The 17,917-nt window shown below is 55.6% G+C and carries 15 protein-coding genes; 9 read left to right on the top strand and 6 right to left on the bottom strand.

What is annotated here, in order from left to right; all coding sequences use genetic code 11:
- Window positions 1–61 precede the first annotated feature (61 nt).
- Complete coding sequence (locus tag FIV00_RS20290; RefSeq protein WP_152502459.1) at window positions 62–1,528, top strand: aminotransferase class V-fold PLP-dependent enzyme; 1,467 nt, start codon at window positions 62–64, stop codon at window positions 1,526–1,528.
- A 10-nt stretch (window positions 1,529–1,538) separates the two neighbouring features.
- The gene (locus tag FIV00_RS20285; RefSeq protein WP_152502458.1) at window positions 1,539–2,336 is read left to right on the top strand and encodes a class II glutamine amidotransferase; all 798 of its coding nucleotides are present in this window, start codon (window positions 1,539–1,541) and stop codon (window positions 2,334–2,336) included.
- On the opposite strand, the gene FIV00_RS20280 is transcribed toward FIV00_RS20285, so the two are convergent.
- From FIV00_RS20280 to FIV00_RS20255, 6 genes are all read right to left on the bottom strand, one after another.
- Window positions 2,333–2,698 (bottom strand): STAS/SEC14 domain-containing protein, encoded by a 366-nt coding sequence (locus tag FIV00_RS20280; protein WP_152502457.1) that lies wholly within the window; start codon window positions 2,696–2,698, stop codon window positions 2,333–2,335. The two genes, FIV00_RS20285 and FIV00_RS20280, sit on opposite strands and share 4 nt — an antisense overlap.
- A 127-nt stretch (window positions 2,699–2,825) precedes the next feature.
- Window positions 2,826–3,464, bottom strand: coding sequence for an HD family hydrolase (locus FIV00_RS20275; protein WP_247649265.1), 639 nt, complete (start codon window positions 3,462–3,464; stop codon window positions 2,826–2,828).
- Between the two features lie 48 nt (window positions 3,465–3,512).
- A complete protein-coding gene (locus FIV00_RS20270) occupies window positions 3,513–4,085 on the bottom strand; it encodes a helix-turn-helix transcriptional regulator (protein ID WP_152502456.1) in 573 nt (190 codons plus the stop codon).
- A 39-nt stretch (window positions 4,086–4,124) separates the two neighbouring features.
- On the bottom strand, window positions 4,125–4,496 hold the full coding sequence (locus FIV00_RS20265; protein ID WP_152504351.1) for a VOC family protein: 372 nt from the start codon (window positions 4,494–4,496) through the stop codon (window positions 4,125–4,127).
- Between the two features lie 47 nt (window positions 4,497–4,543).
- Entirely contained in the window at window positions 4,544–4,867 is a 324-nt protein-coding gene (locus tag FIV00_RS20260; protein WP_247649264.1) for a GFA family protein, read from the bottom strand.
- Between the two features lie 192 nt (window positions 4,868–5,059).
- Window positions 5,060–5,686, bottom strand: a complete 627-nt coding sequence (locus tag FIV00_RS20255) for a DapH/DapD/GlmU-related protein (RefSeq protein WP_152502454.1) — start codon at window positions 5,684–5,686, stop codon at window positions 5,060–5,062.
- Window positions 5,687–6,082: 396 nt separating this feature from the next.
- Between FIV00_RS20255 and phnC the strand changes: the two genes are divergently transcribed.
- From phnC to FIV00_RS20220, 7 genes are all read left to right on the top strand, one after another.
- Window positions 6,083–6,916 (top strand): phosphonate ABC transporter ATP-binding protein, encoded by an 834-nt coding sequence (gene phnC, locus FIV00_RS20250; protein WP_152502453.1) that lies wholly within the window; start codon window positions 6,083–6,085, stop codon window positions 6,914–6,916.
- Window positions 6,917–6,974: 58 nt separating this feature from the next.
- A complete protein-coding gene (gene phnD / locus FIV00_RS20245; RefSeq protein ID WP_152502452.1) occupies window positions 6,975–7,892 on the top strand; it encodes a phosphonate ABC transporter substrate-binding protein in 918 nt (305 codons plus the stop codon).
- Between the two features lie 75 nt (window positions 7,893–7,967).
- On the top strand, window positions 7,968–8,816 hold the full coding sequence (phnE, locus tag FIV00_RS20240) for a phosphonate ABC transporter, permease protein PhnE (RefSeq protein WP_152502451.1): 849 nt from the start codon (window positions 7,968–7,970) through the stop codon (window positions 8,814–8,816).
- An 11-nt stretch (window positions 8,817–8,827) separates the two neighbouring features.
- Complete coding sequence (gene phnE / locus FIV00_RS20235) at window positions 8,828–10,165, top strand: phosphonate ABC transporter, permease protein PhnE (protein ID WP_152502450.1); 1,338 nt, start codon at window positions 8,828–8,830, stop codon at window positions 10,163–10,165.
- A gap of 213 nt (window positions 10,166–10,378) precedes the next feature.
- Complete coding sequence (locus tag FIV00_RS20230; RefSeq protein ID WP_247649263.1) at window positions 10,379–11,521, top strand: lytic murein transglycosylase; 1,143 nt, start codon at window positions 10,379–10,381, stop codon at window positions 11,519–11,521.
- A gap of 92 nt (window positions 11,522–11,613) precedes the next feature.
- The gene (gene parA, locus FIV00_RS20225; protein ID WP_152502448.1) at window positions 11,614–12,255 is read left to right on the top strand and encodes a ParA family partition ATPase; all 642 of its coding nucleotides are present in this window, start codon (window positions 11,614–11,616) and stop codon (window positions 12,253–12,255) included.
- A 98-nt stretch (window positions 12,256–12,353) separates the two neighbouring features.
- Window positions 12,354–17,891 carry an alpha-2-macroglobulin family protein gene (locus tag FIV00_RS20220; RefSeq protein WP_152502447.1) on the top strand — a complete coding sequence of 1,846 codons (5,538 nt, stop codon included), beginning with the start codon at window positions 12,354–12,356 and terminating at the stop codon, window positions 17,889–17,891.
- Window positions 17,892–17,917: the final 26 nt, after the last annotated feature.

Below are 17,917 nucleotides of genomic sequence, written 5' to 3'. Positions count from 1 at the left end.
AGGTGAAGAAAACAAACCTTGATGGGTCGTATGATCTGAGAAATCGGATTCGGAGCACATAATGACCCAAACAAGCGAAACAGCGCTCGATTGCTTCAAGAACGAACTCAAGGGTGACGACCTCATGGATCGGCTTCGGGCCGGTCTGATTGGCGAAGGGACAACCATTTCAGGCCCGTTCGGCGAACGGGAAATGATCTATGCAGACTATGTCGCGTCCGGGCGCGCTCTGCGTCAGATCGAGGATTTCGTCCTTGAAGAGATACTGCCTGTCTATGCCAATTCTCATACAGAAGCGTCTTATTGTGGCAGTGCCATGACGCGTATGCGTGGTGCAGCACGCTCTGAAATCGCAAGGATTTGTGGCGCGAACGAACACTATGCCACTGTTTTTTGCGGTTCGGGTGCAACGGCCGGTTTGAACAGGCTGGTCCATCTTCTTGGCGTGTCGGCTGCAGTCGAAGAAGGTCATCGTCCGCTGGTCGTCATCGGCCCCTATGAACATCACTCAGACATTTTGCCTTGGCGCGAAAGCGGAGCCGAGGTGGTCGAGGTTTCTGAAGCTGAAGATGGCGGTCCGGACCTCCATGACCTGGAAACCTTGCTGAAAAACGCGGGACCGGACCGGTTGATTGTCGGTGCCTTTTCAATGATGTCGAATGTCACCGGTATTGTGACCGATAGCGACGCGGTCACACGCGTCCTAAAGAAATACGGCGCGCTCAGTGTCTGGGACTGCGCAGGTTCAGGACCTTACCTTCCGATCGACGTCAATGCCGGGCAGGAAACGCAGATAGACGCCTTGGTGGTCTCACCACATAAATTCATTGGTGGCCCCGCAGCCTCTGGTGTGATGATCGTGCGCAAGGCTGCAGTCTCGCTGGGCACGCCTGTTTTTCCAGGTGGCGGTACGGTCCGTTTCGTATCTCCCTGGCAACACGATTACTGCGAGGAAATTGCCGTCCGCGAAGAAGCCGGAACGCCCAACGTGGTGGGAGACATTCGCGCCGCACTTGCATTTCTCGTCAAAGAGGCAATCGGGCAAAGCTGCATGGATGAGCGCAATGCGGTGGCGCGCGCGAAAGCGCTTTCGGCCTGGCGGCACAATTCGGCGATTGAAATTCTGGGGAATCCGAACGCTAGGCACGCGCTTCCAATTTTTTCCTTCCGCATCAGGGATACCGAACGTGGTGGCTACATCCACCAGCAACTGGTTACAAGGATGCTGTCTGATCTTTACGGTATTCAGGCACGTGGGGGCTGCGCGTGCGCCGGACCTTATGCCCACCGCCTTCTGGGCATAGACAGGGACGAGTCGGAATTGCTGAGAGCAGGTATTCTGTCCGGTGAAGAACTCAAAAAGCCCGGCTGGACAAGACTCAACTTTTCCGTGCTGATGAGTGACAAAAAGACTGACGCAATCATCGCAGCAGTTGAGGAACTGGCACTCAATCCTTACCCGGCCGCTGACTCTTACAACTGTGATACGACCACCGCGCGCTTTAAGGCTGTGCGGGACGCTGCATAAAGGAGACCATATGTGCCGCTGGGCCGCCTGGAGTGGAGTTCCCAAATATCTGGAGGAAGTGATTTGCGACCCGCAGCATTCCCTCATCGACCAAAGCCGGAATGCGCTTTCCTGTAAGACGGCAGTCAATGCGGACGGGTTCGGAGTCGCCTGGTATGGCGACCGTGAAACGCCATGCCTCTACAAGGATGTGCGCCCGGCCTGGTCGGATCCGAACCTTCTCCAGATCGCCCGTCACGTTCGCTCCGGACACTTTCTGGCGCATGTGCGTGCGTCTACAGGTACCGCAACAACGCGCGACAATTGCCATCCCTATACCTTCGAGCACTGGACATTCATGCACAATGGCCAGGTTGGCGGATACGACACCGTTCGGCGACGCCTGGACAACATGATCCCGGATGATCTTTACCGCCACAGGGCAGGGGGCACGGACAGTGAAAGTCTGTTTTTGATCGCTTTGGCCTATGGTTTGAAACTGCATCCTCGGGCCGCAATGGCGCGAACGGTGAGCGAAGCCGAAGCCGTCTCCAAATATGCCGGAACCGCGCCGCACATGCGATTTGCATCGGCCTGGTCGAATGGCGAGACCCTTTATGCAGCGCGCTATGCATCGGATCGATTTGCCCCGACGCTCTATTACCGGGAGTTTTCAGACGGCGTCATGGTTGTGTCCGAACCGCTCGATGAAGCACCAAATTGCTGGGTGGAAGTCCAGCAAGGTCACATGATCGAGGTAAAAAATGGGACGGTTACTGAGATGGCGTTTGTAAGTGACGAGGAACTTGCCGAAGTTGCCGCCGTTTAGCTTTCTATCCAATGCCAGGCGATTTCAATTTCATTTCTGTCAAAGTGTTTTTCCTCGATCCCGACCAGCTTTGCAAAAGTCGCATCGACGGCAACCAGGGTTGCCAGCATCTTGCTGTCAGTCACGATAGCAATCTTGTTGAGATGCGCCAGGTGAGTGAGCATCCATCTGATGTCGGCAGCCGCCGCCTCAAATGACGTGCCAACATGGTCACCGAGCGTGACAAGTATGCTGATCTTGTCATGTGCCTCGATCAGCTCTTCAGCCTTGGCGATCAGCTCTTTTTCTTGAGCGATGTCTACTTTTCCGGATATCTCGACACCAAGGACAGGGCCCAGGCTGCGGGGCAATACTGAATACATGTCGTTTTCTCCGGATGTGATGGTCAATCGATCCTTTCACATCAGCTTAAGGGTCCACAATCCGGTTGTCCAAGACCCAGAAATGCATGTGTTCGCTTCACGAAGTCTTCTCGCCACGGAATTGCATTCAGGTCCTGGATGCGGCGTTCTGCAGATCCTCCATAATCTGTCGTGTGCCTTTGTCCACCAAATCTCGTATTTGCCGGGTCAGCGGAGAAAAATCCGTACGTTCACGTCCATAGGTGAGATTGAATTCGTAAAAGATCACGTCTCCCGGGGGCATCAGGAGATGCTGGAGCATTGTTTCCAGCTTGTCGAAAGCCTTGGCCAGCTGAGCCTCTGCGGTTTCTGCAGCCGCATATTCCAACCAAAGAGCCATAAGATGGTCTCGCATGTCTTTGGGCAGCGGCGCACAGAGCGTTTCAAAGTCGCGCCTTTCCCGTTCCTGTCTGTCGTCATCCTGTCTTTGGGACGGAGCCGGAACATCTCCGGAAATGGCTTCGCCAAGGTCATGGATGAGGCACAGTTTTATCAGTCTTTGAAGATCGAGCCCTTCAAGCTCGCGCTCGAAAACAAGCACCATGAGTGCAAGCCGCCAAGTGTGTTCAGCTGTGCTTTCCGGTCGTTTCTTTCGCGTGGTGCCTGACCGCAGCGTGTCTTTCAGTTGCTCTGCGGCCTGGAGAAATGACAGCAGGCCCGAAAGTCGGTTGGCATCCATTCGGGAAAGAGGTGAAGCTTTGTCAGCAGGAATGATTTGATCGGTCATATGCGCAGTTTAGCGCTGAGCACCCGTCCCAACGAGAGCCTGAATAATTTATGCGGCTCTCGACGATTCTTCTCTGACAAGGCGTGCGAAGCTGCCGTCTGACAACTGAAGCCTTGAAATCCGGATTTGGCTTTCCGGAATGGACATCTCCGGAAAATCGGCAGCTTCGGTCCAATAAACAACGTCATCGTTGAGCGGTTCGAACCAACCAAAGTCGGCCAACCGGTGCTCAACACTGCGGATGCCGTCGGTCGCAAATCGCCAGAGCGGGCGGTGGAGAAACTCCGAGACAGGCGCGCGCCATTCCCGCTCCCGAGCAGGCGACATGGCCAAAAGCCGGTGTGTGAGATCGCAAACCAGGTGAACGGGCTCGCTCGACCGGGACACCAGATGCAAAAGAGCATTGTCGGCCGCACTGTCCGCGCGTGCGCGCAGGAGTGTCGTAATCCTTAGGCAGTCTTTGTGGTTTGGGTGAGACCGGCCGCTTTCCCATCGCGAAATGCGGCTTTGGGAAACACCCAGCTCGTGTGCCAGAACGTCCTGCTTGATGCGATTCAGCACTCGCCAACGACGGAGCGACAAACCCAAGCTGGAAGGTAGAACGGCCGGAACGTTTTTCATTCAGCAAAGACTACATGCTATTGGCCCAAAAGGGGAGGCTTACTTGCCTTTGTCCTGGTCTCTGTAAGCGCGGCTGGAAACTTGGACGGAGTTTCCGTCCGGATCTTTGGCGTTCGAAAAAGAATAGCCGTCAGCTTTGTGAACGGGGCCGAACTTCAAGCCCTTTTTGTTGGCCTCTTTCCTAAAAGCCTGCACATCCTCGACATCGAAAACAAGTTTGACGGACGCTTGGCCGAGCTTTTGGGCCTTGCCAGCCCGATGAAGCAGCAAGTGCGCGCCCCCATTTTCCGGCACCAGTTCTGTCAATCGGTCCGTTGGGGTTCTCACGACCTTGAAGCCGAAAAAGAAAGAATAAAAGCACGCACTGATGTCCACATCGCGCACATAAAGAATGATGCGGCTGAGACTGATTGCAACAGTGGGTTGCGTGTTCTGCATGGTGTCGAGATCATGCGTACTCATTTTCTGAGTTCGCCCTGTGTGAAGGCAATCGAAGGATCTGAAGAGTGCTCGACATTTTCCCCTGGTACCGTGACCCAGGAATGCTTGCGGTGCTCGTAAACCGAAAAGCGTGGTGAGGGAAATTCAGGATCTGCAAACGCACCCACCGGAATTGCGATAACGCCGGGCCAGCCTTCAATTACAAAGGCAAGTGTGGAGCCGCATTTGGGGCAGAACCTGTAGGTCGCTACATGCTCGCTGTCACATTCCCGCTGCCATTCGGAGAAATTTCCTTTTATCAGCACCTTGTCGTCGGGCCAGCGAGCTTGAACGGCGAACACACTGCCCGTTCTCTTCTGACATTCGAGGCAATGGCAAGCCGAGATACGTACCGGATGACCCTCGCACTCGGCGCGCAATTGCCCGCATCTACAGGTCGCAATTCGTGTCGCCATCAAGTGCCTCCCATAAAGTTTACCGTTCAGCAAAGCACTCGCAGGGGAGGCGTTCAATATGGCTTTTTTCGAAGAGACCTATCGATATTTTTCAATAAACGCGTCGATCGCCAGTTTTCGGAAATCCGGCAAGCGCTGCTTGAGCGTTTCATGGCTCCAGTCCCACCAGGCAATTTCCATCAGAGCGTCGGCCTGTGCCTCTGTAAAACGTCGCTTGATCGGCTTTGCGGCAACGCCGCCTACCACCGTGTAGGGTGCCACGTCCTTTGCGACCACGGCACCCGCCGCAATGATGGCGCCGGTGCCAACGCGGACGCCGGCAAGAACGGTGGCATTGTGACCAATCCAGACGTCATGTCCTACGGTGACCCAGTCGCTCTTACGCCATTCGAAGAAATCGGCATCGTCCTCGCCAAGTCCATAGGCTGCAGCGCGATAGGTGAAGTGATGCTGAGAGGCTCGCCAGGTCGCATGGTTGCCTGGGTTGATGCGCACACGGCGCGCAATTGAGCAAAACTTGCCGATAGTTGTCCAGACGACATCTCCTTCTTGAACGATGTAGGAATAGTCATCCATTTGGCTTTCGCGTATTTCAGTTCGCGCACCAACTTCCGTCCATATGCCCAGCTCGCAATTCGTGACGCTCGCTTCAGGATGAATGTTAGGGGCCTCGTTCAGGGACTGTTTTTTAGTGGGTGCGGACATTTGATCTCCATCGGCTCAAAAGTGGTTGAGAACCCGGGTTTAGTCTTTGCGCAACAGGTCTTGGTGACAGTTTGATGACATTGCCATGACCCTTTTCGTTTCTTCGGAGACGGTTTTTCCAAATCGGATTGATGTTTGACACCGGATATTTCCTTCAGAGCGGATGGTGAGCTCCGGAATGGCAGCCCCTATCAGTAAAGTGGATCAAAGCGCGAAGGGTTTGAGCTTGCTGCGGGTTTTCGGTGAGGCAGGTGTGATTGAGCGTTGCGCGATCATGCATGTCATTGATCTGTCATAAATTTTTGACGTTTCAATCAAATAGCTGTCATCCCTTTGTAATGATCCAGTGGCTCTTGTGCGCCGGGCACCACAGGACAAAACGAACAGGGTCGGCGCGTGATTCAGTTTCAGGAAGTTACCAAGACCTTCGGGTCTCGGACCGCTGTCAACAAGGTCAGCTTTAATATCGATGAGCCGCAAATGGTCGGCATCATTGGGCGCTCGGGTGCCGGCAAGTCGACCTTGCTTCGCATGATCAATCGCCTGACCCCGGCAACCTCAGGGCAAATTCTGTTTGACGGGCGCGACATCTTAAACCTGACGGGTGGCATGATGCGCCGATGGCAGCGCGATTGCGCGATGGTGTTCCAGCAATTCAATCTCGTGCCTCGTCTGGATGTGGTGACCAATGTGATGCTGGGCCGGTTGAATGGCCACGGCACAATCAAAAGCCTCTTTAATGTTTTCAGCCCGGACGATGTGAACGACGCTCTTGCAGCTCTTGACCGCCTCGGCATCGCGCAGGAAGCAACAAAAAGGGCTGAAGAGCTTTCCGGCGGCCAGCAGCAACGTGTCGCGATCGCACGTGCTCTCATGCAAAGCCCGCACATGATCCTTGCGGATGAGCCGATTGCCTCGCTTGATCCGATGAACGCCAAGATCGTCATGGATGCCCTGCGCGAAATTCACGAGCGGGACAACAAGATCGTCATCTGCAATCTCCACACACTCGATACCGCACGAAGTTATTGCGACCGGGTCATCGGTATGCGCGACGGCTTCATCGTCTTCGATGGCGCGCCGGCAGCGCTGACAACGGCTGTTGCTCGCGAAATTTACGGCGCGGATGAAAGTTTCAACGAAGCGGCAACCTCCACCGCTATCGATGCCGGCGAGACCGGCTCACAAGAATCCGCCGGTGCGATGACCCCGGCGGCAGCGGCGGTCTGAACCGTCTGCGAACCTTTTAAACGTCATCGAGATTGAGAACTCTCAGGGAGTGTCCCAAATGAAAATCGTTTCCAAAGTCGTTGCGCTTGCTGCTGTCAGCATGATCGCATTGAACGCCGCTGTTGCAGGTGCTGAGGAAATCACCGAATTCCGCATCGGCATCCTTGGCGGAGAAAACGCCTCGGATCGTCTGCGCGCTTATGAGTGCCTGGAACAGAAAACGGCAGATTTGCTTGGTGTTCCAGTCAAGCTGTTCGCACCAGCTGATTATAACGGTGTGATCGAAGGTCTGCTCGGCGGAAACCTCGACATGGCATGGCTGGGCGCTTCGGGCTACGCCAAGGTTTTTCTGACAGATCCGGAAGCTGTTGATCCGGTTCTCGTCAAAGTCAATGTCGACGGCGGTTACGGCTACTATTCAATCGGCTTTGCACGCGTCGACAACGAGATCAACTCGCTGGAAGACATGAAAGGCAAGGTGTTCGGTTTTGGTGATCCAAATTCCACCTCCGGTTACCTGATCCCCTCGATCGCGATCCCCCAGGAAGGTTACTCCATGGAGAAGGGCGCGTATTTTGGCGACGTCGTCTTCACGGGTGGTCACGAGCAAACCATCGTTGCCGTTTCCAATGGTGACATTGACGCCGGTGTGACCTGGGCTGACGGCCTGGGCGAATGGGAAGATGGCTACAATTCCGGCGCTTTGCGCAAAGCTTCTGACGCAGGTTTGGTCGACATGACCGAAATGCGGGAAATCTGGCGTTCGCCGGTGATCCCGGAAGGCCCGATCGTTCTCTCCAAGAAGCTGCCGGAAGACGTAAAGGTCAAGATGACCGGTCTTGTCGCTTCTATGAACTCGATCGATCCTGACTGCGCCTACAACATTGCTGCCGGTGAAACCAAAGGTTTTATGCCGATCACGCATGAGGCCTATGCGAACATCATCGAAGCTCGCAAGGCGAAAAACAAAAACTAATCGGTTCTTCAGAACCAAATCGCGGGCCGGATAACGGCCCGCGTCTTCTCACGTTGCCCTCAAAGGAACATGGTCATGGCCGTTGCCGCCCTCGAGCAGGAAATCCTGTCGCTGCGCAAACGTCGCCAACTCTATTCGCTCATCGGATTGTTGCTGGTCGTTGCCGTTGTTGTTTCCGGATATTCAAAGTCCAACGAGATGAATTCCGGCGGTTTTCTGCAGGGTCTTTCCAAGTTCTTTGACTATCCAGGTGAAATTGTCGCCGAAGCGTGGCAGTCCGGGCCGGCGTTTTTCTCCCTGATCCTGACATTCGTGCCAGCGATGCTGGAAACACTCAACATCGCAGCTGTTGCAACGTTGATTGGCGGCGCGATGGCCGTGGTCCTCGCTATGGCATCTACCCGCAATGTCGACAGTTGGGGACCGCTCATTCCCGTGGTTCGCCGTCTGATGGACGTGATGCGCGCCTTTCCCGAATTGATCATCGCCCTGTTCTTGATTTTCGTTCTCGGCTCCAGCCCGGTTCCGGCCATGATCGCCGTCGCCTTCCACACCGCAGGGGCGCTCGGCAAGCTGTTCTCGGAAGTGAATGACAACATTGATCGCAAGCCAATCGAAGGGTTGTCCGCCTGCGGTGCAAGCTGGCTCCAACGGATCCGGTTTGCTGTCATGCCGCAAGTCGCGCCGAACTATCTCAGCTATTTCCTGCTGCGACTTGAAATCAATGTGCGCGCGTCGGCAATTCTGGGTTTCGTCGGCGCAGGGGGTATCGGCCAGGAGTTGCGCCGGACAATAGGCTGGGGCCAGGGTGCCGGTGACGAGACAGCAGCCATTTTCGTTCTGCTGTTTCTCACAATCATGATGATTGACCAACTGTCCTCCTACCTTCGCGGCAAGCTTGTCGGCGCAGGCCGGGCGCACTGAGGAAGTTGAAGATGGCTTACGAAACGTTCAACGAACCGGTATTTGATCGCAACACGGTGTTTCAGACAGTCCGCCGCAGGGCATGGATTACCGTGGCCGTGCCGGTCGCCGTTTGTCTTTACCTTGTGTACACATGGTTTGCGTTCGGCGTCCCGCAGCTACTGTCCAAAGCCCAGCCCGAAAGGGCTGCCATTCTGGCGACTGACTCCGTCGCCTATAAGGTTCATGTTACCAAGCTTTTGCGCCGCGACATTATGGAAGTCGCCATTGAAGGCGAACGCCGTGCGACCTACGAGAACGAGGATCTGCCGGACTGGGTAAAAGTGCACGGAACCGACGCTCTTGTTGATCTCGGCCAGGGGTATGAGATCGCGATTGCAGGCAAGGTGATGGAATTCACGGTGCCGGACTACGGTACGATCAGGGTGACCGCTACACAAAGCGGTGTGAAGACCGAACTTCCGCCAGGCCCTATCCCGGACTGGATCAAGGACGATCCGAAAAAGTTCGATGCCCGCCCGACATTGGACAGGCGCGTTCAGGTCACGCGCACCAAGATAGAAGTTCACAACTATTTTGGCGGATGGGAGAACTTCTGGTTTCCATTCCACTCAGAACTCTACGGACTGTCCTTCAGCCAGCTTTGGGCGATTGCCTTGTCAAACGAGCGGATCGATCCTTCGCAGTCGAACATGTCTCTGATCATGCATGACTTTCTGGGTAATCCCGATTGGCAGCATGGCGAGGTTTTCATCGCATTGTTTGAAACCATCATGATGGCCGTGCTCGGCACTTTGACGGCAGCCTTTTTCGGCCTGCCGCTGGCCTTTCTCGCTGCCCGGAATTTCACGCCTTCCAAGATCCTTCGTTTCGGTACCCGTCGGCTGTTCGACTTCCTGCGGGGGATCGACATGTTGATCTGGTCGCTGATCTTCATTCGTGCATTTGGCCTTGGTCCGCTCACAGGTGCTCTGGCTATTGCGTTCACTGACACCGGGTCTCTCGGAAAGCTCTTCTCGGAAGCGCTTGAAAATATCGACAACAAGCAGGTGGAAGGTGTGCGCGCAACGGGCGCCAGTCAGATACAGCGCTACCGGTTTGGCGTGATCCCGCAGATCCTGCCGGTCTTCGTTTCACAGGTCCTCTATTACCTTGAGTCGAATACCCGTTCGGCAACGGTTATTGGTGCTCTTGGAGCAGGGGGCATCGGTTTGATGCTCGTTGAAACCATGAAAACTTCCCGAGACTGGGAAAACACAAGCTATATCATCATCTTGACGATACTCGTTGTGATCATCATGGACCAGACATCAAGTTGGCTCCGGCGAAAGCTGATCGAAGGCAAATAGTCAGATCTTGGGACCAGAAAGGGGACAAGCCGTCCGCCTGATGACGTTGGTTGCCCTGATTTTGCTTGAAAACTGTTCTTCGCATCTTTTTGCCGCATTTCCGTCGCGCTACCGTGGCAGCGTTCCCTTAAGGAATCAGAGCTGGCGGAGCGGGCTATGCAGCAAGGTTTTTGGAAGACGTGGACTAGTGCGGCTGTCGGAGCCGGAATACTCATGATGGGAACGACCGTCTCTGCGCATGCGATTGAGAGCTGTGTCGCCTCCCTCAAAAAACAGGCTGTTTCTGCCGGTGTTAAGCCGGAAATTGCCGAGCGCATGCTTTCCGGTGCCAACTACGATGAGAAAGTCATCCGCTTTTCCACATCACAGCCGGAATACAAGACCGAGATCTGGGACTACATGGCGTTTCTGGTGGACGCCAAACGGATCGACGACGGAAAGAAAAACCTCAAAAAACACAGCAAAACGCTGTCAGCAATCGAGAAAAGATATGGCGTCAACCGTCACGTCGTTCTTGCCGTTTGGGGCATCGAAAGTGACTATGGTCAGTTCAGAGGAGATTTTTACACTCCCCATGCACTGGCGACACTGGCGTGCGCCGGTAAGCGGCGTCAAAAGTATTTCCGTGGCGAACTGATCAAGACATTGCAGATTGCGTCTCGCGGGGACGTGCCGATCAACGACTTCAGAGGATCCTGGGCAGGTGCTTTCGGCCAGACACAGTTTATGCCGAGCACATACAACAGTCTGGCAGTGGATTTTGACGGGGACGGCCGAAAGGATCTCGTGAATTCCGTACCCGATGCATTGGCATCGACGGCTAATTTCTTGAAAAACGCTGGTTGGCGTGACAGCCGACCGTGGGGCATCGAAGTGAAGGTGCCGAGCGGGTATTCCGGTCCGTCGGGCCGCAAGAAATATGCGTCATTGGCAACCTGGAACAAACGCGGTTTGACAAGGATAGATGGCGGCAAACTGTCCGGCAAGCTGGAGGCAGCTCTCATCCGGCCGGCTGGCACAAAGGGCCCTGGCTTCCTCGTCACGAGGAATTTTCGTGCACTGCGATCTTATAACGCGTCTACATCATACGGCATGGCGATTGCCTTGCTGTCGGAGCTCGTTGCCGGTGGTGATCCGTTCAAGACACCTTGGCCCACAAACAATCCCGGATTGTCGAGGGCACAGCGTCTGGATCTTCAGAAGCTCTTGAACAAAAACGGCTTTAATGTGGGTGAGGCCGACGGAAAGGTTGGTCCGGCCACTCGCGCCGGTATCCGCAAAGCCGAGGCTAAATACGGTATGCCCGTCACGGGGCGGCCATCCTGGAACGTCTACTATGCGCTTGGCGGACGATAGTCCAAAGCGCTTGTTCAACGCTTAAACGAATTGCCTTGTTGCGCTGCAGTATTTTGCAACGCAATATTGCGCCGGAAACTTGGAGGTTTGCCATGTCCGGTCGGATATTGACAGTTGCGCAACAAAAAGGCGGCTCGGGAAAAACCACGCTGGCGGCTCACCTGGCTGTTGCCTTGGCAAAACAGTCCGGTGAACCGGTCGCAATTCTGGATGTAGACCCGCAAGGATCACTTGGGACCTGGTATGAAGCCCGCGAGGAGGCTCACGGCGAGGATGAGACCGGACTGGAATTTCGGACAGCGTCCGGATGGGGTGCGCGCAGGGAGGCGAGGTCTCTCGCAAGATCGCACGGCTATGTCATCATCGATACTCCGCCCAAGACTGATACGGACGCTAAACCGGCCATAGACGCTGCTGATTTTGTCATCGTTCCGATACAGCCGACGCCGGTAGACCTTTGGGCAACGTCACAGACAATAGATCTGGCAGCCAGGGAAGATACGCCGGCCTTGCTCGTGCTCAATAGAGTGCCGCCGCGTGCTTCGCTGACAGGCGAGATGGCCGAGGCGATAGCAGAATCGGGTTACGACACACTCAATGCCCGTCTCGGGAACCGAACGGTTTTTGCATCGGCAATGGGCAGGGGATGTGCGGTGACTGAAGATGCGCCGAGCAGTAAAGCTGCACAAGAAGTTGCGTCATTAATTGAGGAACTTGTCGACAGGATCGGCTGACGCGGGCCTCATCAGTCATCACTCTTCGAAAATATGCCTTGTCCTTGTCACGTTCCGGTGCCTTGATAGAGGAAATTATAGGCCCCGGAGGATTGGCCATGTCTATTTTTTCGCTTGTTTTTAAACATAAACTTCTGAATTCAAACAAAGATACTGCCCGCATCTGCACTGCCGTTTTGGCAGCGACGTTGCTCTTTGGCGGATTGCACCCAAATGCAGCAAGTGCCCAGGACAGGCGTATCGTCACAATCGACGATGCTGACTTCTTCGGCAGCGATTACCGAACGGTCAAGGATGTTGACCTGGAAGGCTGCAAATCGGCGTGCCTGAAGGACAATCAGTGCCGGGCTTTTACGTTCAACACGTCTGCCGGCTGGTGTTTCCTGAAGACTGATTTCGGAGAACTCCAGAGTTTCTCAGGTGCCATCGCAGGACGCGTGGTGGCAGTACAGGCACCACGAGCCGACATGAGTGCCGATCGGCGGGCGGAACTGAATTTCGTGCCGGAAGCTCAGCTTGAGAGCGCAAAAACCTATTCGCTTCAAATTGTAAACTCGGTTCGCGGCAATGGCCAAAGCGCGGACGTGAACCGACGCAACGGACTTGCAGCGCTGAACAACCGGAACGGTGCACTGGCGGAGAGCGATTTTTTGCAGCTATTGTTGCTGGAACCGGGTGACTACGAAGGCTGGACCAGCCTGACAACGGCACTTCTGCTGCAGAATCCGGACGATTGGCAGACAAAAGAGACCAAGCAAAAGAATGCGATCTCGGCAGCGATCAATGCGTATCTGCGTTCTGTCAGCTCTAATGAAAGGGCGTTCTCGCTCGACATCCTGAGCAGGGCATTTGAGCGCCGCAATGAATTCAAGACTGCAATCAAAGCCCTTCGTGCGTCTTTGGCACTCGAGGAAAACGCCAATCTGCGCCGTCGTTACGACGACCTAATTGCCAAACATGGCTTCCGGATTGTCGATCATGTGGTTGATTCCGATAGTGTGACACCGAGGATCTGCCTGGTCTTTTCGCAAAAGCTGGCCCTGGGTGAAGACATGAGCCCGTATGTCAGCGTGATCGGTGAAGGGACTGCTTCCATTGAGGCGAACGACAATCAGATCTGTGCTGACGGCCTGAAACACGGAGCCAGATACAAAATTACGGCTCGCAGCGGGCTGCCCGCCGCCGATGGCGAAAAACTGGAAAGATCAGCTGATCTTTCCGTTTATGTGAAAGACCGGTCTCCTTCGGTGAATTTCCTCAGCCGTTCCTACGTTCTGCCTGCTGGAGGCAACCCGACGATCCCGATCATTTCGGTCAACACCACCGAGGTTGAGGCATCTGTCTACCGGGTCGGCAACAGGGCGATCGCGGATATTCTGAGAGACAACAAGTTTTTGCGTCAGCTGGATTCTTACCAAGCTGAGCAGATTGAAGATGAATTGGGCGAAAAGGTCTGGACCGGAACTGTCGAGACTGAAAACGAATTGAATGTGGATATCACGACTGCCATTCCTCTTTCGGAAACGGGAATTGAGTTGGAGCCGGGTGTCTACGCGATGACGGCCCGCTCGAAACTGGATCTCCAGAACCGTTGGAGCGCTCTGGCAACACAGTGGTTTCTGGTTTCCGATCTCGGATTGACGGCTTTGAGTGGCGACACTGGCGTGGCCGCCAACATTCGTTCATTGACCACGGCTGCCGCACTTGAAGGCGTCAAGGTTCGTCTGCTTGCCGTCAACAACGAAATCCTGGGTGAGGAGGTCACCAACGCAGACGGATTTGCCGAGTTTGAAGCAGGAATGACCCGCGGACGTGGCGGTCTTGCACCGGGCGTTCTGGTCGCGGAGACGGATGACGGGGACTATTCTTTCCTTGATTTGCGCAAACCGGCTTTCGATCTGTCCGACCGCGGTGTCGAAGGCAGACCCGCGCCAGGGCCGTTGGACGTATTCGCCTGGACAGATCGCGGTATCTACAAGGCCGGTGAAACCGTTCATGCGCAGGCGCTCTTGCGCAATGCCAAAGCCGTCGCCCAAGAAGACTTTCCTCTTACCTTTGTCTTCAGTCGTCCGGATGGTGTTGAGCATGCTCGTTTTACCGTCAATGACGGTGGATTGGGCGGACATCTTCAGGACCTGATCTTGAGTGCCTCGGCCCAGCAGGGCATTTGGTCTTGGGAGGTCTTTTCCGATCCCAAGGCAAGCGCACTGAGCCAGGAAACCTTCCTGGTTGAGGACTACCAGCCCGAACGGGTGGACTTCGATCTTGAGACATCGGCAACGGCCTTCAGCCGCACCGAACCGACAGAGGTTTCGCTTGATGCCAAATTCCTTTACGGCTCACCGGCAAGTGGCCAAGCCTTGGAAGGCGATATCATTGTTAAACCGACGCGATCGCTCAAGGCCTTTCCCGAGTACCAATTTGGTCTGGAGGATAGCGAAGTTTATACGCAGCGCCGCAGCCTTCCATCCGGCCTCAAGACCGACGCTGCCGGAAAATTGTCCTTTGACGTGATACTTCCGGAGTTGGCGGACACGACGCAGCTTTATGACGGCCAATTGGTTGCCAGGCTGGTCGAGGCCGGAGGCCGCTATGTGGAACGTGATCTTGAACTTTCTGTCGCGCTCGATGGGCCTCGGATTGGAATCAAGCCGGCCTTCGATGGCGGTGTAGATGAAGGCGGGCCTGCCGATTTCACGGTCATCGTAGTCAGCGGCGATGGCACAGAGCAAAGTGCAGAGGGTCTCACCTGGACGCTTTCGAAAGTTGATCGCAGATACCAATGGTACCGCGTCGACGGCCGCTGGAACTACGAGCCGATCACCACGACGCGTAGAGTATCAAGCGGCTATCTGGACGTCCTTGCAGGACAGCCGGCGCGATTGTCACTCCCGGTTGAATGGGGTGAATACCGCCTCGACATTCAGGGCGGTGGTGACTTGCAGACGTCAACCGCTGTAACGTTCGATGCTGGTTGGTACACTGCAGACGCGACGTCGGAAACGCCGGACTACCTGGACGTCGGCCTTGACAAGAGTTCCTACAGGCCCGGCGACACCGCAAAGCTCAGACTGAAACCGCAAACATCCGGGATTGCTGTCATCAATGTTGTTTCCGGTGGGCTCGTTTCCAGCCGTTCGGTTGAAGTCGATGCGACTGAAACGGAAGTCGAGATCCAAGTCAGCGATGACTGGGGTGCAGGTGCCTATGTCACAGCAAGCCTCTATAGGCCCATGGATCTTGACCAGAACAGGATGCCCTCGCGTTCTATGGGGCTGTCCTGGCTGAAAGTCGATCCAGGTGCACGCGCAATTGAAGTCGAGCTTTCAGCGCCTGATAGGATTTTGCCGGAAACGACATTGGATGTGCCGATCAAGCTGGCTAACCTTCAGTCGGCAACGCAAGCATATGTCACTGTTGCAGCGGTTGATGTCGGTATCTTGAACCTGACTGCTTTCGAAACGCCGGATCCGGAGAGTTGGTATTTCGGCCAACGACGTCTGGGTACGGATATCAGAGATCTTTATGGTCAGCTCATTGACCGCACCGCAGGCACGCTTGGCCGCGTGAGGTCTGGCGGCGATGCCATGGCCTTGCGTCTGGATGCCCCGCCGCCCGATGACGAACCGGTCGCGTTGTTCTCCGGTCTTGTTGAAACTGGTGCGGATGGTGAAGCCACAGTTTCATTCGACGTACCTGCATTCAACGGCGCCCTGAAGCTGATGGCGGTTGCCTGGAGCAAGGACGGCGTTGGCCACGCAGAGCAGGAAGTTGAGGTTCGCTCGCCGGTCGTGATGACTGCGAGCGCACCAGCGTTTCTTGCCCCGGGCGATCAGTCGCGCCTTGCTCTTGAGATAGACAATGTCGACGGCGCGTCGGGCTCTTATGAATTGGAAGTATCTGTTGCCGAGGGATTGGCACTCGAAGGCGGCACTGACCGCCAGACCCGGACCTTCGATCTGGAAACCGGCAAGAAAACCTTGTCGCTTCTGCCTGTGTCTGCCGGAGCGTCACCCATCACGTCAGAAGTCGTTGCCTCACTTACAGGTCCCGACGGCAAGGTTTATGTCAAACGCTTCGGTCTGGACGTGAAGGACACTCAGCCAGAGGTGGTTCGCAGATCGTCGTTTCAGCTGGCCTCTGGCGGCAGTCTGACACTCAGCCCGGATACATTCGACGGTTTGCGCGCCGACACGGTCGATGTCACGCTGAGCGCCGGCGGCGCAGCAAGCATCGATATCGCGGGATTGCTGGCGGCGCTGGACAGGTATCCTTATGGCTGCACGGAGCAGACCACCAGTCGTGCTTTGCCATTGCTTTATTTGAGTGAAGTGGCGGAAGCGGCCGGCCTTGGTGGTGACAGTGCTATCCGGGAACGTGTCGTGAAGGCGATTGCTGCCGTGTTGGCCAATCAGTCGGCATCCGGTGATTTCGGGCTTTGGAACAGCTATGGCGACGGCGACACCTGGCTGGATGCCTACGTCACCGATTTCCTGACCCGCGCAAAAGAGAAAGGCTACCGGGTCCCGGATCTTGCCTTTACGACCGCGCTGGACAATCTGGAGAACCAGCTGGCTTACGCATCCGATTTCCAGGATGGCGGTGAGGGCATCGCGTATTCGCTCTATGTTCTGGCGCGAAACGGACGCGCCTCCATGGGTGATCTGCGTTATTACCTTGATGCCAAGCTGCAAAGCTTTGCTACGCCGCTGGCCAAGGCTCAGGTGGCAGCTAGCCTTGCTCTATATGGTGAGCAGGAACGGGCAGCGACGGGATTTGTCGCCGCGATCTCGGCACTTCCCCGCGAGAAGAAACAGACTTACCGGTCTGACTACGGGTCTATCCTGCGCGACAGCGCAGGTGTCACCGACTACGTGGTCTCGGCGTCGATGGGAGAAAAACTGAAGGAAGATGCATTGGCTGCGCTGAAATCTGCGCAGGCACGAACGGGTGGACGTTCAACCCAGGATATGGCCTGGCTGTTGCTGGCCGCACAGGCATTGAACCAGTCGGCTGAAGAAGCCCGGATTTCCGTAGACGGAGATGAGACGCCCGGTCGATTGGCATGGTCGTTCGCGGGTGAGGCAATCTCCAGCGCTCCCGTCAATGTTACAAACAACGGTGCCGACGAAACTGATCTGCTTGTTTCTGTTGCGGGACAGCCGCTGACGCCGGAACCCGCTGGGGGCACAGACTATGCGGTCGAGCGGAAGATCTATGATCTCAATGGAAATGAGATCGACCCTTCAGCGGTACCCGTAAACACACGTCTTGCCGTTGTCGTCACCGTTCGTGCACTGACCGATCAGCCAGGCCGACTGATGGTGGTTGACCGATTGCCAGCGGGACTGGCGATCGACAATCCTCGGCTCGTGCGTTCAGGCGATCTAGGTGGCTTGTCCTTCCTTTCGATGATTGATCGGCCGGAACACAGCGCATTTTATAGTGACAGGTTCGAAGTTGCGATCGACCAGACACGGCAAAATGGTCAGGAAATGAGTTTTGCCTATCTGGCGCGTGCTGCAACGCCGGGTGAGTTTGCTCATCCGCCGGCGTCTGTGGAGGATATGTACCGGCCGGATCGTCGTGCGGTCACTGCGACAGGCCGCTTCACCGTTCTGGGGCCAACCAGGTGATGAGGCGGTCGGCAGCAAGGCGGTAG

It is taken from the genome of Labrenzia sp. THAF82, from assembly GCF_009363435.1.
GTDB lineage: Bacteria > Pseudomonadota > Alphaproteobacteria > Rhizobiales > Stappiaceae > Roseibium > Roseibium porphyridii.
Note: the sequence above shows the minus strand (reverse complement) of the source record. Positions and strands in the feature narration are given on the sequence as shown.

Excerpts from the sequence above, each read along its gene's own strand:
- FIV00_RS20275 (WP_247649265.1), bottom strand. The coding sequence starts at position 3,464 with ATGACCGATCAAATCATTCCTGCTGACAAAGCTTCACCTCTTTCCCGA.
- phnD (WP_152502452.1), top strand. The coding sequence starts at position 6,975 with ATGAAAATCGTTTCCAAAGTCGTTGCGCTTGCTGCTGTCAGCATGATC.
- parA (WP_152502448.1), top strand. The coding sequence starts at position 11,614 with ATGTCCGGTCGGATATTGACAGTTGCGCAACAAAAAGGCGGCTCGGGA.
- FIV00_RS20270 (WP_152502456.1), bottom strand. The coding sequence starts at position 4,085 with ATGAAAAACGTTCCGGCCGTTCTACCTTCCAGCTTGGGTTTGTCGCTC.
- FIV00_RS20280 (WP_152502457.1), bottom strand. The coding sequence starts at position 2,698 with ATGTATTCAGTATTGCCCCGCAGCCTGGGCCCTGTCCTTGGTGTCGAG.
- FIV00_RS20220 (WP_152502447.1), top strand. The coding sequence starts at position 12,354 with ATGTCTATTTTTTCGCTTGTTTTTAAACATAAACTTCTGAATTCAAAC.
- phnE (WP_152502450.1), top strand. The coding sequence starts at position 8,828 with ATGGCTTACGAAACGTTCAACGAACCGGTATTTGATCGCAACACGGTG.
- FIV00_RS20230 (WP_247649263.1), top strand. The coding sequence starts at position 10,379 with ATGATGGGAACGACCGTCTCTGCGCATGCGATTGAGAGCTGTGTCGCC.
- FIV00_RS20290 (WP_152502459.1), top strand. The coding sequence starts at position 62 with ATGACCCAAACAAGCGAAACAGCGCTCGATTGCTTCAAGAACGAACTC.
- phnE (WP_152502451.1), top strand. The coding sequence starts at position 7,968 with ATGGCCGTTGCCGCCCTCGAGCAGGAAATCCTGTCGCTGCGCAAACGT.
- FIV00_RS20285 (WP_152502458.1), top strand. The coding sequence starts at position 1,539 with ATGTGCCGCTGGGCCGCCTGGAGTGGAGTTCCCAAATATCTGGAGGAA.
- FIV00_RS20255 (WP_152502454.1), bottom strand. The coding sequence starts at position 5,686 with ATGTCCGCACCCACTAAAAAACAGTCCCTGAACGAGGCCCCTAACATT.